At 67.1% G+C, this 22,943-nt stretch carries 20 protein-coding genes; 14 read left to right on the forward strand and 6 right to left on the reverse strand.

From position 1 onward, the window contains the following. Positions 1–11: 11 nt before the first annotated feature. The 10 genes from VD964_RS09895 (at position 12) to VD964_RS09940 (ending at position 12,682) form a co-directional block, all read left to right on the forward strand. A complete protein-coding gene (locus VD964_RS09895) occupies positions 12–941 on the forward strand; it encodes a LysR substrate-binding domain-containing protein (protein WP_324868080.1) in 930 nt (309 codons plus the stop codon). A gap of 140 nt (positions 942–1,081) precedes the next feature. After that, complete coding sequence (locus VD964_RS09900; protein ID WP_324868082.1) at positions 1,082–1,621, forward strand: sigma-70 family RNA polymerase sigma factor; 540 nt, start codon at positions 1,082–1,084, stop codon at positions 1,619–1,621. A 10-nt stretch (positions 1,622–1,631) separates the two neighbouring features. Next, entirely contained in the window at positions 1,632–2,651 is a 1,020-nt protein-coding gene (locus VD964_RS09905; protein ID WP_324868084.1) for a FecR family protein, read from the forward strand. Between the two features lie 97 nt (positions 2,652–2,748). Continuing rightward, on the forward strand, positions 2,749–5,172 hold the full coding sequence (locus tag VD964_RS09910; RefSeq protein WP_324868086.1) for a TonB-dependent receptor: 2,424 nt from the start codon (positions 2,749–2,751) through the stop codon (positions 5,170–5,172). A 6-nt stretch (positions 5,173–5,178) separates the two neighbouring features. Beyond that, positions 5,179–6,393, forward strand: coding sequence for an MFS transporter (locus VD964_RS09915; protein WP_324868088.1), 1,215 nt, complete (start codon positions 5,179–5,181; stop codon positions 6,391–6,393). A gap of 4 nt (positions 6,394–6,397) precedes the next feature. Further along, on the forward strand, positions 6,398–7,558 hold the full coding sequence (locus VD964_RS09920; RefSeq protein ID WP_324868090.1) for an ABC transporter substrate-binding protein: 1,161 nt from the start codon (positions 6,398–6,400) through the stop codon (positions 7,556–7,558). Beyond that, positions 7,555–8,619 carry an iron ABC transporter permease gene (locus VD964_RS09925; RefSeq protein ID WP_324868092.1) on the forward strand — a complete coding sequence of 355 codons (1,065 nt, stop codon included), beginning with the start codon at positions 7,555–7,557 and terminating at the stop codon, positions 8,617–8,619. Before VD964_RS09920 ends, VD964_RS09925 begins: the two co-directional genes overlap by 4 nt. Next, positions 8,613–9,392, forward strand: a complete 780-nt coding sequence (locus VD964_RS09930; protein WP_324868094.1) for an ABC transporter ATP-binding protein — start codon at positions 8,613–8,615, stop codon at positions 9,390–9,392. Before VD964_RS09925 ends, VD964_RS09930 begins: the two co-directional genes overlap by 7 nt. 324 nt (positions 9,393–9,716) lie before the next feature. Then, positions 9,717–11,486, forward strand: coding sequence for a hypothetical protein (locus tag VD964_RS09935; protein WP_324868096.1), 1,770 nt, complete (start codon positions 9,717–9,719; stop codon positions 11,484–11,486). A gap of 86 nt (positions 11,487–11,572) precedes the next feature. After that, positions 11,573–12,682 carry a hypothetical protein gene (locus tag VD964_RS09940; protein WP_324868098.1) on the forward strand — a complete coding sequence of 370 codons (1,110 nt, stop codon included), beginning with the start codon at positions 11,573–11,575 and terminating at the stop codon, positions 12,680–12,682. A gap of 6 nt (positions 12,683–12,688) precedes the next feature. Here the strand turns inward: VD964_RS09940 and VD964_RS09945 are convergent, their stop codons facing one another. Then, positions 12,689–13,324, reverse strand: coding sequence for an SGNH/GDSL hydrolase family protein (locus tag VD964_RS09945; RefSeq protein WP_324868100.1), 636 nt, complete (start codon positions 13,322–13,324; stop codon positions 12,689–12,691). Positions 13,325–13,412: 88 nt separating this feature from the next. After that, positions 13,413–14,813, reverse strand: a complete 1,401-nt coding sequence (locus VD964_RS09950) for a PLP-dependent aminotransferase family protein (protein WP_414637118.1) — start codon at positions 14,811–14,813, stop codon at positions 13,413–13,415. Positions 14,814–15,073: 260 nt separating this feature from the next. Between VD964_RS09950 and VD964_RS09955 the strand changes: the two genes are divergently transcribed. From VD964_RS09955 to VD964_RS09970, 4 genes are all read left to right on the forward strand, one after another. Then, positions 15,074–16,369, forward strand: a complete 1,296-nt coding sequence (locus VD964_RS09955) for a hydroxymethylglutaryl-CoA reductase, degradative (RefSeq protein WP_324868104.1) — start codon at positions 15,074–15,076, stop codon at positions 16,367–16,369. 125 nt (positions 16,370–16,494) lie between these two features. After that, positions 16,495–17,004 (forward strand): hypothetical protein, encoded by a 510-nt coding sequence (locus tag VD964_RS09960; RefSeq protein WP_324868107.1) that lies wholly within the window; start codon positions 16,495–16,497, stop codon positions 17,002–17,004. Next, positions 17,004–18,389 (forward strand): tripartite tricarboxylate transporter permease, encoded by a 1,386-nt coding sequence (locus tag VD964_RS09965; RefSeq protein WP_310116973.1) that lies wholly within the window; start codon positions 17,004–17,006, stop codon positions 18,387–18,389. Before VD964_RS09960 ends, VD964_RS09965 begins: the two co-directional genes overlap by 1 nt. Before the next feature lie 333 nt (positions 18,390–18,722). Beyond that, the gene (locus tag VD964_RS09970; protein ID WP_324868111.1) at positions 18,723–19,475 is read left to right on the forward strand and encodes a DUF2279 domain-containing protein; all 753 of its coding nucleotides are present in this window, start codon (positions 18,723–18,725) and stop codon (positions 19,473–19,475) included. 28 nt (positions 19,476–19,503) lie between these two features. Here the strand turns inward: VD964_RS09970 and VD964_RS09975 are convergent, their stop codons facing one another. From VD964_RS09975 to VD964_RS09990, 4 genes are read right to left on the reverse strand one after another with little or no spacing between them, the layout of a single operon-like run. Beyond that, positions 19,504–20,211, reverse strand: a complete 708-nt coding sequence (locus tag VD964_RS09975; RefSeq protein WP_324868113.1) for an ABC transporter ATP-binding protein — start codon at positions 20,209–20,211, stop codon at positions 19,504–19,506. 5 nt (positions 20,212–20,216) lie between these two features. Further along, positions 20,217–20,999 carry an ABC transporter ATP-binding protein gene (locus VD964_RS09980; protein WP_324868115.1) on the reverse strand — a complete coding sequence of 261 codons (783 nt, stop codon included), beginning with the start codon at positions 20,997–20,999 and terminating at the stop codon, positions 20,217–20,219. Further along, a complete protein-coding gene (locus VD964_RS09985) occupies positions 20,996–22,039 on the reverse strand; it encodes a branched-chain amino acid ABC transporter permease (protein ID WP_324868117.1) in 1,044 nt (347 codons plus the stop codon). Before VD964_RS09985 ends, VD964_RS09980 begins: the two co-directional genes overlap by 4 nt. Next, on the reverse strand, positions 22,032–22,925 hold the full coding sequence (locus tag VD964_RS09990; RefSeq protein ID WP_310116978.1) for a branched-chain amino acid ABC transporter permease: 894 nt from the start codon (positions 22,923–22,925) through the stop codon (positions 22,032–22,034). Before VD964_RS09990 ends, VD964_RS09985 begins: the two co-directional genes overlap by 8 nt. Positions 22,926–22,943 lie beyond the last annotated feature (18 nt).

Genomic DNA, 22,943 nt, shown 5'->3' on the forward strand with positions numbered 1-22,943 from the left:
GGACTTTGGTGATGCGTCTGACCAACCTCGACATGGATGCGCTGCGCAGCTTCGTCGTCGGCATCGACGCCGGCTCCTTCGCCCAAGCCGCCGACCGGCTGGGGCGATCGACGTCGGCGGTCAGCGCCCACCTCAAGAAGCTGGAGGATCAGACCGGAACGGCGCTGGTGCGCAAGGCGGGGCGCGGCCTGACGCTCACCGATGGCGGTGAAGTGCTGCTGTCCTATGCCAGACGCCTGTTGACCCTCAATGACGAGGCGATGAACGCCGTTCGCGGGGCCGAGTTGGAGGGCTGGATCCGCCTGGGAATCCAGGAGGATTTCGGCGAGGCCGTGCTGCCGCAGGTGCTCGGCCGTTTCGCCCGTGCCCATCCCAAGGTCCGGATCGAGGGACGCATCGCCCGCAACGGCGAGTTGCTTGAGAAAATTGCCTCCGGCCATCTCGATCTGGCGCTGGCGTGGGACGACGGCACCGCGTCCGCCATCGACAGGATCGCATCCTTGCCACTGTGCTGGCTGGGTTCGGCGGAGGAGGAGCCGGCCTGGCGGGCAGATGGCCGCGAACCACTCGGACGCGAGCCACTGCCACTTGCGGCCCTGGAGGCTCCCTGCCTCCTGCGCGCCATCGCCTGCGACCATCTCGACCGCCAGGGGATCGCCTGGCGCATCGCCTTCGTCAGCCCGAGCCTGGGCGGACTCTGGGCGGCGACGGCGGCGGGCCTCGGCATCGCCTTGCGAACCCCGGTGGGACGGCCGCCGTCGGTGCGCGTGCTCGATCCCGCCGCCTATGGCTTGCCGCACCTGCCGTCGCTCGGCCTCAGACTTCTGCGGTCAGACAAGGGACCGAACCCGATCGGCGACCATCTCGCGACGATCATCCGGCAGGCGGTGCGCGAAACGCTGCCGGCAGGCTGGATGCCGATGCCATCGAACGCCGAGTGACGCCTGAGGGCTTGCAGGCGACAGGCGCGGTCCAGGGAGCAAGCATGAGCGGCGGCTTCCACTTCATATGCATACTATGATAGTGATTGTCATTCTCATATCTGGCGTCCAGGCGGACCAGCGGGCGGGGAGTTCCTTACATGTCTGTCAAGCAATCTGCACTTGAAGACGCCTGTGAGACCACTCGATTTGGTTTGCTATACAGCGAGCATCATGGCTGGCTTCATGCCTGGCTGCGCCGAAAACTGGGCTGCGCGCACAACGCGGCCGATGTCGCGCAGGACACTTTCCTGCGTATCCTGGCGTCACGCGACGGGTTGTTGGGCATCCGCGAGCCGCGCGCCTTCCTCACCACCACGGCGAAGCGCCTGCTGCTGGATCGTGCGCGCCGGCAAGTGATCGAGCAGGCCTATCTCGCCGAACTGACGCTGGCCGCCGAGACCGTACCCGGCCATCCGTCGCCGGAGGACGTGCTGGAGGCCGTGCAGGCGCTGGAACAGATCGGCGCCGCATTGCAGGCCGTATCGGTCAAGGCCAGGGAGGCCTTCCTGATGCACTATCTGGACGGCGAGACCCACGGCGCCATCGCCGGCCGGCTCGGCGTGTCGACGCGGATGGTGCAGAAGTACCTGGCGCAGTGCCTGCTGCAGTGCTGCAGCGTACGTGACCAGCACCTGTGAGGCGCCCCGCATGAGCACGCAGTCCCGGAACGGGGCGGAGGACGCCATCGCCGAACAGGCGGCACAGTGGGTGGTCGCGCTGACGGCGGACGATGCGGCCGAGCGCGAACGGGCCCGGACCGGGTTCGAGCGCTGGCGGAAGGCGGACCGCCGACACGCCGAGGCCGCCGCCCGCATGGAACATCTGGTGGAGCAGTTGCAGCGCATGCGCGCCGACGGCACCACCCGGCCGGCCCGCGCTGCCCTGAACGCAGCGCTCGCCGACGGGAAGCACGGACAGGCCCGCCGCCTGGGGGCAGCGCTCGCGATCGTTCTAGCGCTCGGCCTGCCGGGCTGGCTGGCCGTTCAGGTCTATCCGCCCGCTGAACTGATGGCCGCCCTGACCGCCGATGCCCGCACGGGAACCGGGGAGTGGACGACCCGGACGCTGGCCGACGACACCCGGCTGACACTCGGCAGCGGCAGCGCCGTCGATCTGCGTTTCGACGACAGCCGGCGCACCGTGGAACTGCTGCGCGGAGAGATCCTCGTCGATGTGGCGCCCGATGCCCGCCGCCCTTTCGTGGTGGAAACGCCGCATGGCCGGATGCGCGCGCTGGGCACCCGCTTCGCCGTGGCCAGGGAGAGGGACGCCACCGTTCTGACGGTGATCGAATCCAAGGTTTCAGTCGAGACTCCGGGATCGCCGGACAGCCTGGTCGTCCGGGCCGGCGAGCGGGTGCGGCTGACCGCGGCCGGACCTGGACCGGCCACACCCGTCGACGTGCGCAGCGTGGAGGGTGCCTGGCGTTTCCGCCAGCTGGTGGTGCAGGGAGAGCCGCTGCCGGACGTGCTGGAACGGTTGAGCCGCTACCGCCGCGGCGTCATCCACTACGACCGCGCCGCGTTGCAGTCATACACGGTCTCGGCCGTCCTACCGCTGGACGATACCGACCGTGCGCTCAGCCTGCTGGCGGCCAGCTTCCCGGCGATCCGCGTGCGAACCCTGACGCCCTGGGTGGTGCTGGTGGATGCGCCGGGCCGCCCGTAAACGGGAACGCGGAAAAAAAGATTCACCGGACCGGTTCGGCTTTCCGGGTCTCGTCCGTCAGGAGAAGCGAGACCTTCGCCATGGAAAGCCGTCCATCATGCCGTTCAAGCACGTCCGCACCGTCGTCCTTCCCCTTGCCGCCGCATTGCTGCTCACCACTGCCGGCATCGTGCCGGTCCGTGCCCAGTCCGCCGTCCAGCCCGCCGTCCAGCCCGCTGCCCGTTACGACATTCCGGCCGGTCCGCTGGCCGACACGCTGAACCACTTCGCGCAGCAGTCCGGTACCGCCATCGTCATGAATGCCGAGACGGTGAAGGGACTGCGATCCCCGGGCCTCAACGGCACCTACGGCGTGGAGGAGGGTTTCGAGGCACTGCTGCGGGGCAGCGGCTACCGCATCGCCAGGACGCCGGCCGGCTATGTTCTGGTGCCGGTGGCGGCGGCGGGACAGGCGGGGGCGGACGGTGCCATGACGCTGCCGGAGGTGACGGTGGCTGCCAGCGCGACGCATCCGGACGCGCTGCCGCAGGCCTACGCCGGCGGGCAGGTGGCGCGCGGCGGGCGCATCGGCGTGCTGGGCAACCGCGATATCATGGACACGCCGTTCAACGTCACCAGCTACACCGCTGGTAAGGTCGAGGACGATCAGGCGACCACCATCGCCGACGTGGTGGCCGGCGATCCGTCGGTGCGGACCAGCGGCCAGACCGGCGGCATGCTCGATGCCTTCTTCATCCGCGGCTTTCCCGTCGGTGAAGGCAATCTGGGTGAGATCAGCTTCGACGGCGTCTATGGCGTCGCGCCCAACTACCGCGTCTTCGCCGACTACGCGGAGCGGATCGAGGTGATCAAGGGCCCCACCGCGCTGCTGTCCGGCATGGCGCCCAGCAGCAGCATCGGCGGCGGCATCAACATCGTTCCCAAGCGCGCCACCGACACCGACCTGACGCGGCTGACGGCCGAATATGTCGGCACCTCACAGTTCGGCGGACAGCTGGATGTCGGCCGTCGCTTCGGTCCCAACGGGGAGTTCGGCGCCCGCTTCAACGGCAGCTACCGGGGTGGAGACACGCCGTTGGACAAGCAGTCGCGCGAGGCGCGCGTCGGCGCGCTGGCGCTGGACTATCGCGGCGAACGGCTGCGCGCATCCCTCGACCTGCTGGAGCAGAAGGAGGATTTCAACGCGCCGTCCCGTCCGTTCCTGGTCGCGACCGGCGTGTCCGTGCCTTCGGCGCCCGATGGCCGGCGCAACATCACCCAGCCCTGGGCGTGGTCGGAGGTCACCGACCGCGCGGCGCTCCTGCGCGGCGAATACGACCTGGGCGACAGCGTGACGGTGTTCGCCAACGCCGGCGGCGGCTGGACCGAGGTGGAGCGGCTTTTCGGCACGCCGACGATCCTCAACGCGCGTGGCGACACCAGCGAAACGCCGGAGCACTACAAGTTCGACGTCGAGCGCTCGACGCTGGATGCCGGATTGCGCGCGCGCTTCGACACCGCCATGGTCAGCCATCGCATGACCGTCCAGGCAAGCCGCTACCACGACACGCTGTCACGCGGTCTGATCGGCGGCCGGGCGGTGGCGTCGAACATCTACAGCCCGGTCGACCGGATCGCCCAGTCGGTTGCCGCGCCCGGTTGGGTGCCGAAGATCTCGGAAACCGATCTGACCGGCTTCGCACTGTCCGACACCCTGGGCATCCTGGACGACCGCGTACAGCTGGTCCTCGGCGTGCGTCAGCAGACCATCAAGTCGGAGAATTTCAGCGCCACGACCGGTGCAACCACCTCGTCCTATAGGAAGAGCGCGGTGACGCCCATGGCCGCCCTCGTCCTGAAGCCGCGCGACAACGTCACCGTCTATGCCAACTACATCGAGGGGCTGAGCAAGGGCGACGTCGCGCCGACCACCGCCGTCAATGCCGGCGAAGCCCTGTCACCCTATGTCGCCAAGCAGTACGAAGCCGGCGTGAAGGTCGATTTCGGCCATCTCGGCGCCACCGCCAGCCTGTTCCAGATCACCAAGCCGTCCGGGCAGCTGACCGGCAATGTCTATTCGGCCGGAGGCGAGCAGCGCAACCGCGGCCTGGAATTCTCCGTCTTCGGCGAGGTGGCGCCGTCGGTCCGGCTGCTGGCCGGCGTGACGTTCATCGACGCCGAACTGACCAAGACCAACAGCGCCGCCACCCGCGGCAACCGGCCGATCGGCGTGCCGAAGATGCAGGCGAACCTCAGCGCCGAATGGGACACGCCGTTCCTGGACGCCCTCACCCTGGTGGGCAGCGTCGCGTACACCAGCGGGCAATACGTCAACGCCGCCAACACGCAGCGCATTCCGGCCTGGACCCGGCTCGACCTGGGTGCGCGCTACCGCACCACCATCCACGACCGTCCCGTCACCGTCCGCGCGACGGTGCAGAATGTGCTGGACACCGAATACTGGTCCGGCGTGGCGAGCTGGGGCGGCGTGTCGCAAGGGGCGCCGCGCACCGCGCTGCTGTCCGTCTCGACCGATTTCTAAAGCCGGATGACCAGCGTTTCCCTGGCACCGGACCGCGTCCGGCGCGCCGTCCGGATCCTGTTCGTGGTCCAGTTCGTCTCCATGGGGGCCATGGAGATGAGCGGCCCGTTCTGGCCTGTCCATCTGGCCTCCTTCGACCAGCCGGGCTGGCTGTTCGGCGTCGCGGGCACCGCCGTCTATGTCGGGCCGATGCTGGGCATCGCGCTGACCAGCTCCTTCTGGGGGCGGGTCGGCGACCGCTTCGGACACCGGCTGATGATGATCCGGGCTTTGCTCGGGCTCGCGCTGACACAGCTGGCCCTGGCATTCGCGGCAGACGTCTGGTCCATCCTGGCTCTGCGATTCCTGCAGGGGGCCTGTGCCGGATACATCGCGCCGGCACAGGCCTATGGGGTGGGCATCGCATCTCCCGCGGTGCGGACCCGTCTCTTCGCGCACCTGCAGGTCTCCACCAATGTCGGCTCGGTCGTCGGGGCGGTGGCGGGGGGCGTGATCCTCGACCATGCGGCGTTCTTCTGGATAAACGCGGCCGCCGCCGCGATATGCGCCGCCTGTGCGGGGGCCGTGGCGCTGCTGCTGCCCGATGTGCCCGCGCCCCTACCCGTCCCTGTTCCCGAGACCGCGTTGCCGCCGGACCGGCCAGCGGCGGGCTTCCGGCTGCCGGCGCCGGTTCTCGCCCTGCTCGGCGTCATGGGGCTGCTGCTCGCCGCCCGGATGATCACGCAGGCCCCCTTCTCGCTGTATGTGACGTCGGTGCTGGGTGCGGGCACCGGGGTGACGGGCCTGTGCTATGCGATGCTGGCGCTGGGCTTCGCGGTCTCGGCGCCCGCCTGGGCCCGGCACTTCGAGGGCATGGCGCGGAGCGCGACGCTTCGCCGAATGACGTGGGTGGCGGCGGGTTGCGCCGGCCTTACGGCGATTGCCGGCCTGACCACCAGCGTCACCGTCTTTGCCGCCGCCTATCTCGGCTGGGGCGTCCTGCTGGGCGCCACGACACCGGTGCTGATGGCGCTGCTTTCCCGCACGACGGACGGGGCGCGCCAGGGCCGGCTCCTCGGCGTGGCGCAAAGCACGGCGCAGGGCGCCTCCATGGCCGGCATAGCCTTGGGTGTCGGGATCGGCCAGACGGTCGGGCTGGAGCACACATACCTCTTCGTCGCCGCGGCCTACGCGGCGGGCGCCGTCGCCCTGTGGGCGATGGCAAGCGACAGACACAGGTGACATCATGGCGTTCTTTGGCAAATCGACGATGCTGGCGGGCCTTTCCGCCCTGTGCATGCTGACGGCGTTCGACCCCATGGCATCGGGTGCGGCGAAGGCGGCATCGGTGACCGACCTGGCCGGACGCACGGTGGAGGTCCGCACGCCGGTGCGGCGCGTCATCCTGGGCGAGGGGCGGCAACTCTACGTCGTGGCGCTGCTGGACCGCGAGGATCCGATCCGTCGCATTGCCGGGTGGCGCAAGGATCTGATCCAGGCCGACCCGGACACATATACTCAATATCTGCGGGCCTTCCCGGACATCGTCCATATTCCGACCTTCGGCGGGATCGAGGACGGCACCTTCGACCTGGAGAAGGCGATCGCCCTGCAGCCCGACGTCCTCATCCTCAACATCGAGGCGCAGCGGTCCAGCGAAGACGCACGCACCATCGAGAAGCTGGGGGCGCTGGGCATCCCGGTCGTCTACGCCGACTTCCGCCATCGGCCGCTGGAGAACACCGAACCGACGATCCGCCTGTTCGGCCGGCTGTTCGGGCAGGAGGAGCGCGCCGAGGCATTCATCGCCTTCCGGGCCGCGCAGATCCGGCGCGTCACCGACGTGATCGCCGCCGGGATGCCGCCGCGCCCGAAGGTCTTCATCGAGCGCATCGGCGGCTACACCCCGGATTGCTGCCTGACCTTCGGCGACGAGAATTTCGGCCGGCTGGTGGAGATGGCCGGCGGCAGCAACATCGCGAAGGATCTCATCCCCGGCACCTTCGGCCAGCTGAGCCCGGAGCGGGTGATCGCCGCCAACCCCGACCAGGTCGTGGTGACCAGCGCCAACTGGGAGGCCTATGTCCCCGGCGGCGGCTGGATCGGCGTCGGGCCGGGTGCCGACCTCGGCGAAGCCGCGCGCAAGCTGAGCGCCTTCCCCAGGCGCCCCGCCTACACGGGCATCCGGGCGAACGCCACCGGGGCTTTCCACGCCATCTGGCACCAGTTCTACAACAGCCCCTACCAGTTCGTGGCGCTCCAGCAACTCGCCAAGTGGTTCCATCCCGCCCTGTTCGCCGACCTCGACCCGGAAGCGAACTTCCGCGAGCTGCACGAGCGCTTTCTTCCCATCCCGTATCAGCCCGGCTACTTCGTGTCGCTCGGCGGAAAGGCGACAAGCCCGTGACCCAAGCGATGCCATTGCCGGCTCCCAGGACCCGCCATGGCTACCGCGCCATGGCGCGGCGCAAGCGGCTGCTGCTCGCCCTGCTGGCGTTCGCACTGCTGTGCAGCCTGCTGCTCGACCTCGCCTTGGGATCCGTGCGCCTCGGCCCATGGGAGGTGGTGCAGGCTTTGCTGACCCCGGACAGTGTCCCGCCGCAGGCGCACGTGGTGGTCTGGGACATCCGCCTGCCCGTGGCGCTGATGGCCGTGGTCGTCGGCGCGGCGCTGTCGCTGGCCGGAGCGCAGATGCAGACGATCCTCAACAACCCTCTGGCCAGCCCCTTCACCCTGGGCATCTCGGCGGCCGCCAGCTTCGGCGCGGCGCTGGGGCTTGCCTTCGGCCTGCGATTGCTCCCGGTGGCGGCGGAGTACATGCTGCCTCTGAACGCCTTCCTCATGGCCATGCTCACGGCCTTGATCATCCACGCGCTGAGCCTCAAGCGCGGGGTGACGGCGGAGACCATCGTCCTCCTGGGCATCGCGCTGGTCTTCACCTTCAATGCCCTGCTGGCGCTGGTGCAGTATTTCGCGACCGAGCAGGCGGTCGCCGCCGTGGTGTTCTGGACCATGGGAAGCCTGACCAAGGCGACCTGGGGCAAGCTGGGCATCACCACGGCGGTGCTGGCGGCGACCCTTCCACTCTTCCTGCGACGATCCTGGGCGCTGACGGCGCTGCGCCTGGGCGACGACAAGGCGGCGAGCTTCGGCGTGGACGTGCGCCGGCTGCGCCTGCACACCTTGGTGCTGGTCAGCCTGCTGGCCGCCTTTCCGGTGGCCTTCGTCGGCACCATCGGCTTCATCGGACTGGTCGGCCCGCACATCGCCCGCATGCTGGTCGGCGAGGATCAGCGCTTTTTCCTGCCGGCCTCGATGCTGGCCGGGGCGGTCATCCTGTCGTTGAGTTCGGTCGTCAGCAAAATCCTGATTCCCGGAACGATCTTCCCGATCGGGGTCGTCACCTCGCTGATCGGCATTCCGTTCTTCATCTCCTTGATCTTGGGAAGCAGGAGGCGCTCATGGTGACGCTGCGGCTGGAGGATGTCGGCGCTTATCATGGACGCCGCCTCGCCCTTTCCGGGATCAGCACCCCGGCCTTCACGGATGGCGACGTGGTGGCGGTGATCGGCCCGAACGCCGCCGGCAAATCGACGCTGTTCAAACGCATGGCCGGCCTCCTTGGCGGCCCCGGCGATGTCGTGGTGACGGGAACGCGGCGCGGCGCGTCGGGAATCTGCTACATGCCCCAGGATTCGGCTACGAGTGCTGCGCTGAGCGTGTACGAGTCCGTCCTGCTGGCACGCAAGCAGAACGCATCGTGGATTGTGCAGGATGCCGATCTGGCAGCGGTGGACGAGGTTCTGGGATCCTTGGGCATCGCGGACATCGCATTCCGAAGCCTGGGGGAACTCAGTGGCGGCCAAAGGCAGCTCGCCTCGCTGGCACAGACGCTAGCCCGTGATCCCGAGATCCTGCTGATGGACGAACCGACGAGCGCGTTGGACCTGCACCGACAGATGCAGGTGTTGACCCTCGTCCGCGACCTTGTGCGACAGCGGCGGCTTCTCGCCTTCATCGCCCTGCACGATCTCAACCAGGTCTTGCGCTTTGCCGACAAGGTCCTGGTGCTTTCCGGCGGCACGTCTCGCGGCAGCGGCTCCTGCAAGGATGTCATCACCGTCGACCTGCTTCGCGAGGTCTACAATATCGACGCTCGTATCGAACGCTGTTCACAGGGCAATGGTCAGGTGATCATCGATGGCTACAGAACGCCTTTGCCGGGTTCCACGGAACCATGACGTCAGCCCCGACTGAGGGCGAGCGTCATTGGCATTGTCGGGCACGGCGAGAATTCTGAGCGGAGGGCCGGACGTTCGGGCCGGAACCGGTCGCCGTGAGTTGTCCCGCCCCGGTGATCGAGCCGGACAGAGAAAATCGTGCCTTACTATCACCTTGGCCAGCAAAATGCGGGAGCCACGCAATTCCGGCGGCAAATGAGCGTGACGCCGGCCACCCATATGTTTGCTGCCGCAGCCAGATGCTCATTCCGGCCGCCCATGACGGAATTGGATGCTCCCGGCAAACCGGACATTTGCCGGTGCCGTAGGGCGAGCCTCATTCGAATGCGCGACATCAAAGGAAATCGATGCGCAAAGCAGGATGAATGGCTGCATTCAAATAGGAAATTTCAGCATTATCACCGAATAACAACCAAATTTTATCTGATTTTCATTAATATAGGGCCCGGCGACTCCGTCAAGCACACACTGGTGGAGGAGATGTCAGTGCGGGTTGCGAGAAAATCATCTTTAAGAATTACTGCGCCACGTGCCCCTGATGACAGGGAGATAGGCACCGTTATCGACAGATTGGGATTCATTGTAACGTCGGTTTTATTATTTTATTCGGCACTGAGCTACTTTCTTGCTGCGTCGGATGCCCGAGATGGGGAGGTCGGCCTGCCCAATCAAGCCGCTTTCTTCGCTCGGTTGGCAGCATCCATCGCAGACTTCCCGATCCCGCTGGCGCATGCACTCACCGACGGCAACGTCTTCACCCATGATGGTCTTTATTTCCTGTCTTATTGCCTCCCGCTCGCCCTTCAGATCGCCGTGGCGGCATGGCTGTTCCGCTGGCTGTCCGATTGCAGCGGTCCGGTCACGAAGGCGGTGACGGACCGCCTCTTCTGCTGGCCGGTTCTTTTCACCGTCGCCTGCATTCCGTCGGTTCCGGTGATGACGCAGGACCTCTGGTTTTCCGCGCTGTGGGGCGAGAAAATCATCGATGGCCTCAACCCTTACTATATTCCCTTCACACCGGAACAGGCCAGCTTCTACCCCTTCGACGAGGTGTCGGCGATGATGACCTACGGCCCCCTGTGGGCGGTCATCTCGGCCGGAATCATGGCTCTCAGCGACGGCAATGTCTGGGTGACCGGGCTTCTGTTCAAGCTGGTCCTGGGGGGCGCCTGGATCGCCGCGCTCGCCATTGTCCGCCGGATCGGCCGCACCCATGACGAAGCGACCGCCGCAGCCGGCCTCGTCGCGTTCGGCTGGCTTCCCATCGGCCACATCTATTCGGCCGGCGAGGGACACAACGACCTGGCGATGGTCGTCTTCATGCTGCTGTGGCTGATGCGCCTTCCCTCCGGCGACCGTGCCGGCCCGCTGGCGCTGGCAGCATCGGCCGCCTGCAAATACACCAGCGCAGCCCTGGTCTCCGTCGATCTGCTGTACAGGGTCGGCAAATCCGGGCGCATGGATCTCAAGAGCATCCTGGTTCCATATCTTCTGCGCGGAATTCCGGCAGCCGCCTTCTTCCTGGTCGTCCTGTTCCTCTTTTTCCGCTCTCCCACCTTCTTCGATGGAGCCCGCGGCATGTCCGGCTGGCAGTGGCTTCAACCGGTCGACGTCGTCCGCGTGGCGGAGAGGCTGCTGGGCATGGACCTCGCTCCCCTCCGGTGGCTCGTGCGCGGTTCCTTTGCCGCTTTCGCCATGTGGACCCTGGCCACTCTGTACCGTCGGCCCACCACGGAAAATGCCTGGAAGGCCGCCACCGCGGTGATGGCGGCGGTGGTGTTCAGCATATCGACCCATATGTGGCCCTGGTTCATGCTGTGGATCCTGGCACTGGCCGCCCTCGTCCCCGCCTGGTGGTTCTCACGCTGGATCTTCGGCGTCGCGGCCCTGGCCCCTTTCTCGATCGTCCCGTTCTGGCGTTACGAAGTGGGGTTCGACCCCTTCTACACCAAGACGCTTCCGGCCCTGCCCCTCTATCTGGGTGCAACCCTCTTCATGGTCTGGATGCTCGGCCGCAAGGAGCGCGCCGCAATCACCGCATGGGCGGCGGCAGTGCCGAGACGCCTGGGCATCACCCGTCCGCACCGGTCATGAGTGAGCGCAAGATGACTGCCAGCCCGGCCGAAACCCTCGTCATGGCAAGCCGGGCCTCGGCTCGGCCCGTCCTTGGGAGTGAGCACATGCCACTGCCGAACCCACCGGCAACCAGAGACAGAAGCCTGGACATCATCCGCGTCTCCGCCCTTGTGTTCATGGTGGCGGGCCATTGGGGGCGCGCGATGCCGGACGCCTACCATCTCGTCAACATCCTGCAATTCGTCTTCGAACTGGCGCCGGTGCTGTTCTTCTTCGCCTTCGGAATGACGCTCGATCGCTTCCTGGGAAAGCCGCTGGGCCGGCGGATCGAGGATCATCTGAAGCTGTTCATCCTGGCGGCCATCCACAGCCTGTATCAACAGAACAACCCCTTCTCCAGCGACTTCTTCATGTTTCTGTTCGCCGCCCGGCTGCTGTTCGATATCGCCGCCAGGGTCGGCGCCGCCAACCGGATGCTTATCGGCCTTTTTCTTCTCGCACTCTGCGGCGCTTGGTTCGCCTTGCCGCTTCCCTTCATCTACGACTTGTTCGTGAGATCCTTTCCGGGCTGGTTCCCTGTCTTCCCGTGGATCCTCTTCGTCGTTGCGGGGCGGATGTTCGCCCACCACCGGCACTCCCGCAGGACTGCGATCGTCGCGCTGCTAGGCCTCTCGGTGGCATCGTTCGACATCCTGGTTCTCGGTCATGGGGTGTCGAAATGGCCGCTGTCGCCCGATTACGCCCTGCTCTTCGGCAGTGGGACTGCGGTGACCATCCTCGTCCTCGACCGCATCCGTTGGCCCACCTTCCTGCCCTGGCGAACCGTGGAGTTGCTGTCCGGCAATCTGCTGCTGGCGACGGCGCTGCATTACATCGCCGTCATCGGGGTAACAGCGGCGCATGGCGCATTGACTCCGATCCTCACCGCATCGCTTCCCGCCGGGTACCTGCCGGCGGTGTTCACCCTGGAATATGTCCTGATGGCCGGTATCGCCCTCCTCATCCTGATCGCGCTGGTTCACGTGGCCTTGGCGGCCGGCGCTTGGCTTGACGGCCGCGGCATACTCGGGCTCGCCGACACCCTGTTGCCGGCCATCGCCACGATCGGCATCGTTCTCTATGCCGCCATCCTCCACATCGATTTCCAAATGCGCGACGTCGGACTTCCCCTTCTCTGCACCGTGGCCTTCCTGATGGCCTACAAACGGGCATAGATAGCTCTAGCGGGCGAACACGGTGGAGCGGGGCTGCGACCAGTCGTGGCCGGCGATGAGGGCGGCGATCGCCCGGGCGATCTTGCCGCCGCCCTGCACCGACGGCTCGATCGGATTGGCATAGTCCGCCGCCTCGTCGCAGATCAGGCGGAGGTCGATCAGCGGCAGCCCGCGCGCGAAGGCGGCCCGCGTGATGACGTCGTTGAAGATGGTCAGGCCGGTGACGACCAGCCGCTGCCGCAGCGGGTCGGGGTAGTTCGCATCATAGATGGTGCAGACCGCCGTCGGCAGGCGCCGGGCCGTCACGGCGTCGAGCATCGCCCGATAGTCGCGCTGGAATTGCTCCCGCACCTCGCCCAGCGCATTCACGGCGCCGGCAACCGACCGCGCCCCCTCGTCGAGAACGCTGGAATGCCGAAGGGCGTCGTTGCCGCCGACGCTCACCACGAGATGGCTGGCATCCGGGGGGAGTTGCCCGACCTGAGCGGCAACGCTCCCGGTGACGCCGCCATCCACCGCCCGCAAGGTCGCCTGCCAGCCCTGCGGCAGAAGCGGGCGAAGCTGCGTCACCACGTCGGGACCGCCGCCCACATAGGCGGCATTGTCGAAGATCGAATCTCCGAGAAGGACAACGTTTGACATGGACGGCCATCTCCCTTGCATCCGGGCTCCCGGCATTGAGCCGTATGAAATGGCCCTGTCCAGGCAGGACGAACAGCACCCTCTTGCCTTATGCCGACCGGTCGGCGCCGCTGGGCGGGGCATGGCCAGGCCGGGCAAGATGGTCTTTCAGGAAGTCGATGAAGCGGGGATCGGTCGCGTAGGCGATGTTGATCCGCAAGGCCGGCGCGGTTGGCATCCTGGTCGGTAGGAACAGCGTCCCGGGCGCCAGGAAGATGCCGCGTTCCGCCGCTTGGTACGCCAGATCCACATCGTTGAGATGGTCGGGAAGCTCGCCCCACAGGTAATAGCTCCCAGAGACGGTTGGCGGCAGCCGCACGCCGATGCGGCCGAGCGCCAGCATCGCCGTTTCGGCATGCTCCTCGATCCGGGTCTTCAGCTTGCGCAGGTGGCGCAAATAATGCCCGGACGCGATGAAGCCGTAGACGATCCGCTCGACATAATCGGAGGTGCTGACGATGGTCAGCATCTTCACGTCGCACAGCCGGTCGATCAGCGGCCGCTTCGCCGCCACATAGCCGACGCGCAGGCTGGCCGACAGCGTCTTGGAGAAGGTGCCGATGTAGATTACCCGGTCCAGCTGGTCGAGAGCGGCCAGCCGCGGACTGGCGGCAGGCAGCACGTCGGCGAAGGGATCGTCCTCCACCACATAGAATCCATGTTGGCCGGCGACCTGCAGCAGGCGGTGCGCCACCGCCGGCGTGATCGAACTGCCGGTCGGATTGTGGGCCAGCGACTGGGTGAAGAACAGTTTGGGCTTGTGGGCTGCGGCCTTGGCGGCAAGATCGTCCAGGTCGGGACCGTCCTGGAGGCGCTGCACGCCGACGATGGCGATCCGCGACAGGCGCAGCTTGCCGAACAGCGGGTAATAGCCGGGACTGTCGACGAGAACGGTATCCCCCGGCTCCAGCATCTGGCGGGCGACGAGGTCCAGCGCATGGTTGGCGCCCTGGGTCAGCAGGATCTGGTCGGGCGACGCCTTGATCGAGCGTTCCCCCAGCGTCAGCGCCAGCCTCTCCCGAAGCGGCAGGAAACCCCAGGGCGAGCCGTATCCATGTTCCGACGCCAGACCGCGCGCCGCCGCCATGAAGCGCGGGGCGCTGCCGATCTCGAACCGCTCCATCCAGGACGGCGGCGGGCGACCGTCGCCGATCCGCACCGAGCAGGTCTGGACCAGCTGTTCGCGCAGGAGCGAGACGGAATCCACCGCTTCCGCCACATGGGCTGGCTGCTGTTCAGCCGAGGCACGGCGCACCCGCGCGACGTAATAGCCGGAGCCTTGCTTGGCTTCCAGATAGCCCAGCGCCACCAGCCGGTCATAGGCCTCCGCCATGGTGTTCTTGGAAACGCCATGTTCGACCGCACCGGCCCGGACCGATAGTAGCCGCTCCCCCGGCTTCAGCAGACCGTCGCCGATCAGACCGGCGATCTTGTCAACGATGCTGTTCACCCGCGTCATCGTGCAGCCGGCCCTTCCGGTAAGGTGTCCCACTAAAATCGCTGGGACAGTGTCCCGAATATACCGGCGAACTGTCCCTTGCTCTGTCCCTTTGTATCACTGATCATTCCGCATGCGAACAGCGCCGTCGCGGCTTTCGCCGCAGCGTCCTGTTCGCCATCCCCGCATCCGTTCGAACGCGACGATCCGCGAGTGACAACCCGGGCGCCCTCCCCGGCCGGCAACGCCCTCACAGCAAACAAGGTTCAGGAATGACCAATCCCCATCGCAGCTCCCGCATCTCCGGATTCCACAAGAAGTCGCCGGTGGAGCGGCTGGCGATCGTCTCCGAATTCGCCGGGCTCGACGCGGCGGCGGCGGCGGCGCTGCCCGGCACCGGCAACCTGGATATCGACCTCGCCGACCGGCTGGTCGAGAACGTCATCGGGTCGATGAACATCCCCTTGGGAATCGCGACCAACATGAAGGTCGACGGCGAGGATCTGCTGATCCCGATGGCGACGGAGGAATCGTCGGTGGTCGCGGCGGTCTGCAATGCGGCCCGGCAATGCTACGACGCCGGCGGCTTCACCACCTCGATGTCCGGCACGCTGATGATCGCGCAGATCCAGGCGATCGGCGTCGCCGATCCCCATGCCGCGCGCCTGCGCATCCTCGACCGGCGGGACGAGATCAAGGCGGTGTGCGACGGCTGCGACCCGATCCTGCTGAAGTTCGGCGGCGGTTTCCGCGATGTCGAGGTCCGCGTGCTCGACAGCCAGGGCGGTCCGATGCTGGTGACGCACCTGATCGTCGACACCCGGGATGCCATGGGCGCCAACGCGGTCAACAGCATGGCGGAGAAGCTCGCCCCCCACATCGCCGAATGGACCGGCGGGCGCGTCTATCTGCGCATCCTGTCCAACCTGGCCGACCGCCGTCTGGCGCGGGCGCATGCGGTGTGGCCTCTCGACCAGATCGGTGGCCAGATCGGCGGCGAGGCGGTGCGCGACGGCATCATCAGCGCCTATCACTTCGCCGACGCCGATCCCTACCGCGCCGCCACCCACAACAAGGGCATCATGAACGGCGTCAGCGCCGTCGTGCTGGCCACCGGTAACGACACCCGCGCGGTGGAGGCCGGCGCCCATGCCTATGCCGCCCGCAACGGCCGGTACGGCAGCCTGACCCGCTTCGAGGTGACGGCCGACGGTCATCTCAGCGGGTCGATCGAGCTGCCGATGGCGGTCGGCCTGATCGGCGGCGCCACCAAGGCCCATCCCACGGCGCAGGCCTGCCTGAGGATCCTCGGCGTTACCAGCGCCGAACGTCTGGCCCGCGTCATCGCCGCGGTCGGTCTGGCGCAGAACTTCTCCGCGCTGAAGGCGCTGGCGACCACCGGCATCCAGAAGGGCCACATGGCCCTGCACGCCCAGAACATCGCCATGATGGCGGGTGCGGTCGGCGAGGAGATCGACCGCGTCGCCCGCATCCTGGTGGAGCGCGGCACCGTCCGCCAGGACGTCGCCCAGGCGATCCTGGAGGACATGCGGGCGGCCGCCCAATAGCTAACAAGGCCACAACAAGCAGGTCCGTCGAAGGACCCGGCCAGGCAACCGGCAGGCCAGCCAACCGGCAGGGTCATGACGCTCCACCGCGGCATGACTCCGCCCCCCGATGAAGAGGAAACGCAATGAAGACGGGACAATTGATAGAGGTCTGGGGGGACACGGTCGACAGCGTCCATCTCGGATGGGCGATGGCGATCGGCTGCGCCATCAGCCTCGGCGCCTTTCTGTTGGCCAACCACATCCTTGCCGGCCTCGTCGCCGCGCCGGAGATGGCGCGCGCCTATTCGATGCTGGTCGGGCTGGCGGGGTGCCTGGTGTCCGGCGCGGTGTGCGCCCGCCTGTTCCCGCCCAAGCGGGAGGTCATCGACCGTGCCGCCGATCCTGCCTGGCGGGAGACGCTGATGGCCGAACTGCGATCGGAACCCGGCGGCTTCGGCCGGCTCGCCGACCTTCCCGCGCCGACCGTGGCCGAATTGAAGGAGATGGGACTCTACGACCTGTTCGCAGCCGAGGAAGCGGCCCAGGACGCCGGAAGGGATGCCGGCGGCCGCAAGGCGGCTCTGCACGGCGTTCCGTCCCCGAGCCCCGATGCCCTGCGCTCCGAACCGGCGGCACGGGGGGCGCGGGCGTGATGGAACTCCTTCTTTCCGACATCCTCTGGGCGGCGGGAATGGGGCTGCTCGGTGCCGTGCTGTTCGCAGCCATCGGGCTGGTGTCCGGCACCGACGAGACCACGACCATTGCGCCCCTGACCCTGCTGGTCGTCCTGCTGGGCGTGCCGCCGGCCGGCGTCTTCACCTTCTTTCTCGCCAGCGCGGTCGCCAAGCACATGACCCACGCGGTGCCGACCGCTCTGCTCGGCATCCCCGGCGACACCATGGCGATTCCGCTGATGCAGCAGGCCGGCGTCCTGCGCAATCTCGGCGTGCCGCACATCGCCCTGCGCAAGATGGTGTCCGGCGCCATCATCGCCGCCTTCGTCTCCGTTCCGCTGGCGGTGCTGTTCGCCGTACTGCTTGCTCCATTCGGACCGGCCATCACCAAGGCTGCACCCTGGATCTTCGTCGCCGCGGCGGTGATCATCGCCTATTTCTCCGCCGGGCGCTGGGCCTCGGTCGTCGCGCTGTTCCCCTTCGTGCTGGTGATCGTGGCGCTGCAGGGGCTGACCGCAAAGTTCGGCGTGAAGCTGAGCATCAGCTACTTCCTGGGCATCGCCATCGGTCCGCTGGTGGCCGACCTCTTCTCCGTCCTGTCGCCGGTCGACCGCAAGCGGATCGCCCGCGACAAGGTGCGCAGCTTCGCGCTCGCTCCCGACGTCAAGAGCTGGGGCGGCTATTTCCCGAACCCCTTCAAGGTGCTGGATGCCTCACAGCTGCGCTGGACGCTGGGCACCGCCGCCATTTCCAGCGCCACCTTTGTGTTCAGCCCGGTCGCGATGACCGTTCTGCTGGGCGAGGTGGTGGGCTCGCGCGTCCGCCATGTCTACCATCGCATGACGACGGTGCTGACCGCGCGCAACGGCGTCACGGAATCGACCTACATCGCCGAGGCGCTGATCCCGCTGATCGCCTTCGGCCTGCCGCTGAGCCCCGTCGCCGCCGGACCTGCCGCGCCGCTGTTCAACGCGCCGCCACGCTTCACCGTCGATGCGGCGACCGGGCAGGTCAACAACCTCCACAACCTGATGACCAGCTGGGAATTCTTGGGTTACGGCCTGCTGGCGGTCGTCCTGGCGGCGCTGGTCTCCTACCCCTTCGCGATGAATTATGCCCGCAGTGCCGCGGCCCTGGTCGCCCGCCGGCTGAGCCACGAAGCGATCATCGCCACCTTCTCCGGCCTGATCCTCGTCATCGGCGTGTGGGAAGGCGGGCTGATGGGCCTGCTGGTGATCCTGGCGATCGGACTCGTGGGCGGGTTGCTCTACCGGACGCTGGGCTTCAACACCGGGGTCCAGTTCATGGGCTACTACACCGCCGTCCTCACGGTCCCCGCCCTCACCAAGCTGCTGGGGGTCTGAAACCCGCGGCTTCGGCTCAACGGCAGACGCCGGTGCCGGCGTGCTGCACGCCATCCCTAAAGAGGCATCTCGGAATACACTGTACTAAGTGATGCCTCTTTTCGCTCCCATCCGAACACAAATGCGCAATGGCCTGCCAGGGCCATTCAGACAATCCTGTTATTGTTCAATGCTGCGGCCGCCAGGATTAAACATCCAGCATCCGCGGCAGTCCTCTTTGACCTGATCCCGGAACTCGGCCCTCTTTTCGTGTGAGGCGGAATGAGACATCTGGCTCGATTTCTATTTGCGCTTGTCCTCGTTTGCCAATCCGGATGGGCTTCGTCTGCGGAAATGACCCGCGCGGACAAGGCCCTCTGGTTGAACCTGGGGGTTGGCGCGGTGGCATTGGGCTGGGGCACATGGTCATGGGATTGGGGCTCGGGCGGTCCCAGATTTCAGGATGAGGGTTGGTTCGGCCGCACCACTGGCGAGGGCGGTGCCGACAAGCTGGGCCATGCCTGGTCGGGCTATGCGCTGAGCCATCTGTTCGCCCACAGTTACGAGCGGTTCGGCTACGGACGGACGGACGCCGCCCGCTACGGAGCATTTTCGTCCCTTGGCGTCATGACCGCGATCGAGATCGGAGACGCTTTCAGCGACGATTACGGCTTCTCCTACCAGGACATGCTGTTCAACACGGCCGGGGCGGCGCTCGGCTATGCGTTGTGGGAGTATCCCGAGATCAAACGGAAATTCGACTTCCGCGCAGAATACGATCCCTTCCCCCGCGGCAAGCGACAGCTCGACGTCACCACCGACTACCAGCGCCTGAAGTACCTTATCGCTGTCAAGGCCGATGGGTTCGAAGCGGTCACCGACCCGGTGCTGCGCCATCTGGAATTCCACGTCGGCTACTATGCCCGCAACTATGACAGCTATTCCGGCACGGGGGCCTCCGACCGACGCGAACGGCACTTCTACATCGGTGTCGGGCTCAATCTGACGAAACTCCTGTCGCCCTATGTCGACACCGGTGGCGTTCTGAACTACGTCCAGGTGCCATACAGCTATGTCGCCGCAGATCACAACTTCGACCGCCGTTGATCGTGCCCGATGACCATCGGCGACCGGATCATACGGCAACCATCTCCATCAACCGGGCACGGTCGGCGGACGAGGCCGCTTCGCCCTGAAGCGTGATGCGTCCCCGTTCCACCGCGTAGAACCGATCGGCGACGTCCAGCGCACGGTGGATGTTCTGCTCCACCAGCAGGATGGTGAGCCCCGCCCGCTTCAAGTCCGTGATGATCCCGAAGATCTCGTCGACGATCATCGGGGCCAGACCTTCCGTCGGCTCGTCGATCAGCAGCAGCCTGGCCGTGCCCACCATCACGCGGGCCATCGCCAGCATCTGCTGTTCGCCGCCGGACAGGGTGGTGCCGAGCTGCCGCCGCCGTTCGGCCAGCCGGGGAAAGCGGGCGAAGGCCTGCCCGATCGCCCGCTCGTTGTCCTGACGGGCGCGGCCGGGACATTGGTGCAGCCCCAGCCGCAGATTCTCCTCGACGCTGAGGCCGGGAAAGATGCGGCGATCCTCCGGCACCAGCCCGAGCCCGAGGCGGGCGATCGCGTCGGGAGTCTGCCCGGCGAGATCGACGCCACCGTATCGGATCGTTCCGGAACTGGCCGGCACCCAGCCGGCGATGGACTTCAGGATGGTGGTCTTGCCGACGCCGTTGCGGCCGAACAGCCCGACCACCTCGCCCGGACCGGCCTGCAGGGACACCCCTTGCAGGACGTGGCTGAGGCCGTAATGCGCGTGCAGGTTCTCGATGGATAGCATGGGTTTCACCCGTGTCCGAAATAGGCGGCCTGTACGGCGGGATCGGCGCGCACCACGGCGGGCGGGCCCTCGGCGATCTTCCGGCCCTGGGCCATCACGACGACATGGTCCGACAGGCTCATCACCAGGCCGATGTCATGCTCGATCAACAGCACGGTCAGGTCGCCGGCCAGCGAGCGGATCAAGGCGCCGGTGTCGGCCGTGTCGCCGTGGCTCATGCCCTGGGTCGGCTCGTCGAGCAACAGCACCCGCGGTTCGGCGGCCAGCGCCACCGCGATCTCCAGCCGCCGCTGCTCGCCGTGGGAGAGATTGCCGGCAAGTTCCCCCGCCTTCGCCGACAGGCCGAACCGCTCCAGCAGCGCCTCCGCCTTGGCCAGCGCCCGGCGGCTGTGGCCGACCGGACGCAGCGCGTGCCAGGGCCGTTCCAGCACCTGTGCGGCGATCCTCAGGTTTTCCAGGACCGGCAGTTCGAAGAACAGGTTGGTGATCTGGAAGGACCGCGCCAACCCGGCGGCGAGCAGCCGGTCGGGCGAGCGCCCGGTGACGTCGGCGCCGTCCAGCGTCACCCGGCCGCCGGTTGGGCGGATGGCGCCGCTGATCAGGTTGAACAGCGTGCTCTTGCCCGCCCCGTTGGGGCCGATGACCGAGGTGATCCGGCCGGCGGCTGCCTCGAAGCCGACGCCCGCAACCGCCTGGAGCCCGCCGAAATTCACTGACAGGTCGCGCACGCCCAGCGCACAGGCTCCGCCCGCACCGGCCGCCGCGGTCTTGAGGGAGGATGCCGTCATGGCGCCGACCTCCCCCGCCCGTTGCGGCGGTTGAGGCGCGCCAGCAGTGCACCGACCAGCCCCTTGCGCAGGAAGATGACGGACAGCATGAAGATGACTCCCACGACGATCAGGTGATGCTCGGTCCAGGAACCGACGACGGAGCGCAGGGCGGTCAGCAGCAGGCTGCCCACCACCGGTCCGACCAGTGTGCCGACGCCGCCGACGATGACGGTGATGACGGCATTGCCGGAGGTCTCGAAGAACATCAGTTCCGGCGAGACGAAGCCGCGCAGCATCGGGTAGAGCGCCCCCGCCAGCGCCGCGACGCAGGCAGCCAGCACATAGACCGCCAGCTTGTAGCGCCATGCGTTGAATCCCAGGAACGGCACGCGCCTCTCATTGGCGCGGATGGCGGCCAGCGTCCGGCCGAAGGGTGCATCCATCAGATAGGCCAAGCCCGAATAGGCGGCCACGGTCAGGGCCAGCACCAGCAGGAAGAAGGACAGCGGGTCGGCGGTGTCGAGACTGAACGGACCGAAGCCGACCTGGATCTGCGGGATGCCGATCAGCCCGTCCGAGGCGCCCAGCGCGCGGGTGTTGTAGACGGTCTTGGCCGCGACCTGGGCCAGCCCGAAGGTGATGAGGGCGAAATAGACGCCCTTCACCCGGTTGGCGATGACGCCGCCGATCAGGCCCGCCAGGACGCCCGACAGCAGGGCCGCCCCCATCGCCAGCCAGAAGCTGGGAGAAACGTCGCGCAGGACGAGTGCGGAGACATAGGCCCCCAGCCCGAAATACAGCGCCTGCCCGAGCGACAGCAGGCCGGTATAGCCCAGCAGCAGGTCGACGCTCATCGCCAGACCGGCGAAGATCAGCGCCTCGGTCGCCAGACGCAGGTAGAAGCCGTTGCCGGTCGCCCAGGCGACGGCGGCAAAGCCCAGCGCCGCCGCCAGGAAGGCGAACGCCAGCCAGTGGACCGGCGCCAGCCGGGAAAGACGGGAAACCGGCCCGGCGCGGCCGGGGTCGGACAGGGTGCGCAACGTGGTGGCGTCAGGCATGTCCCAGCCTCCCGAACAGGCCCTGCGGCCGGACCATCAGCACCAGCACCATGATCCCGAACACCAGCGGGTCCGACCAGACCGGCGAGATGTAGAGGCTGGACAGCGCCTGCACCTGGGTCAGCAACAGGCCGGCGATCACCGCCCCCTGGATCGACCCCATGCCGCCGACGATCACCACGGTGAAGGCCATCAGGATGAAATCGCGCCCCATGGTCGGGAATACTGAGTAGATCGGCGCCAGCAGCACTCCGGACAGGGCGGCCAGCGCCACGCCGAAGGCGAAGGTGCCGGCATAGACCCGGCGCACCGGCACGCCCAGGGACGAGGCCATGTCCTTGTCGAAGGCGGCCGCCCGCACCATGGCGCCCAGCCCGGTGCGGAAGACCACCAGCCAGACCGCGGCGATCAGCGCGAGGCCGAAGCCGATCAGGAACAGCCGGTAGTTCGGCAGGAACATGCCGAGGATCTCGGTGCCGCCCTCGATCGGGTTGTCGGGCCGCAGGGTGTTGGGGCCATAGACCAGCTTCAGCACATCCTCCAGGATCATCCCCAGCCCGAAGGTCAGCAGCAGGGTCAGGATGTGGCGGTCGCGGCTGTGGAAGACCCGCTCGATCAGCCAGCGCTCGGCCAGCCAGCCGATGGGGAGCATCAGCAGCGGCACCAGCACCAGCAGCGCCCAGAACCCGACCCCCAGCCCGGCCAGGGTCAGCGCCAGGAAGGCGCCCATGGCGTAGAACTCGCCATGGGCCATGTTGATGACGTCCAGCAGCCCGAAGATGATGGTCAGGCCCAGCGCCATCAGGACGACGGCGACCCCGAGCGACAGACCGTTCAGCGCCTGCGGCGCCAGGACGAATTGCAGATAGTCGATGAGTTCGGCCATGGCCGTCGGCTCCCTGGA

Origin of the sequence: Azospirillum sp., from assembly GCF_035628975.1 — a bacterium.
In the GTDB taxonomy this organism is placed as follows: domain Bacteria; phylum Pseudomonadota; class Alphaproteobacteria; order Azospirillales; family Azospirillaceae; genus Azospirillum.

Coding starts and splice junctions, on each gene's coding strand:
- VD964_RS09975 (WP_324868113.1), bottom strand. CDS start 20,211: ATGCTATCCATCGAGAACCTGCACGCGCATTACGGCCTCAGCCACGTC.
- VD964_RS09955 (WP_324868104.1), top strand. CDS start 15,074: ATGACCAATCCCCATCGCAGCTCCCGCATCTCCGGATTCCACAAGAAG.
- VD964_RS09945 (WP_324868100.1), bottom strand. CDS start 13,324: ATGTCAAACGTTGTCCTTCTCGGAGATTCGATCTTCGACAATGCCGCC.
- VD964_RS09910 (WP_324868086.1), top strand. CDS start 2,749: ATGCCGTTCAAGCACGTCCGCACCGTCGTCCTTCCCCTTGCCGCCGCA.
- VD964_RS09920 (WP_324868090.1), top strand. CDS start 6,398: ATGGCGTTCTTTGGCAAATCGACGATGCTGGCGGGCCTTTCCGCCCTG.
- VD964_RS09915 (WP_324868088.1), top strand. CDS start 5,179: ATGACCAGCGTTTCCCTGGCACCGGACCGCGTCCGGCGCGCCGTCCGG.
- VD964_RS09960 (WP_324868107.1), top strand. CDS start 16,495: ATGAAGACGGGACAATTGATAGAGGTCTGGGGGGACACGGTCGACAGC.
- VD964_RS09965 (WP_310116973.1), top strand. CDS start 17,004: ATGGAACTCCTTCTTTCCGACATCCTCTGGGCGGCGGGAATGGGGCTG.
- VD964_RS09900 (WP_324868082.1), top strand. CDS start 1,082: ATGTCTGTCAAGCAATCTGCACTTGAAGACGCCTGTGAGACCACTCGA.
- VD964_RS09930 (WP_324868094.1), top strand. CDS start 8,613: ATGGTGACGCTGCGGCTGGAGGATGTCGGCGCTTATCATGGACGCCGC.
- VD964_RS09895 (WP_324868080.1), top strand. CDS start 12: ATGCGTCTGACCAACCTCGACATGGATGCGCTGCGCAGCTTCGTCGTC.
- VD964_RS09940 (WP_324868098.1), top strand. CDS start 11,573: ATGCCACTGCCGAACCCACCGGCAACCAGAGACAGAAGCCTGGACATC.
- VD964_RS09985 (WP_324868117.1), bottom strand. CDS start 22,039: ATGCCTGACGCCACCACGTTGCGCACCCTGTCCGACCCCGGCCGCGCC.
- VD964_RS09980 (WP_324868115.1), bottom strand. CDS start 20,999: ATGACGGCATCCTCCCTCAAGACCGCGGCGGCCGGTGCGGGCGGAGCC.
- VD964_RS09990 (WP_310116978.1), bottom strand. CDS start 22,925: ATGGCCGAACTCATCGACTATCTGCAATTCGTCCTGGCGCCGCAGGCG.
- VD964_RS09935 (WP_324868096.1), top strand. CDS start 9,717: ATGCGCGACATCAAAGGAAATCGATGCGCAAAGCAGGATGAATGGCTG.
- VD964_RS09970 (WP_324868111.1), top strand. CDS start 18,723: ATGACCCGCGCGGACAAGGCCCTCTGGTTGAACCTGGGGGTTGGCGCG.
- VD964_RS09905 (WP_324868084.1), top strand. CDS start 1,632: ATGAGCACGCAGTCCCGGAACGGGGCGGAGGACGCCATCGCCGAACAG.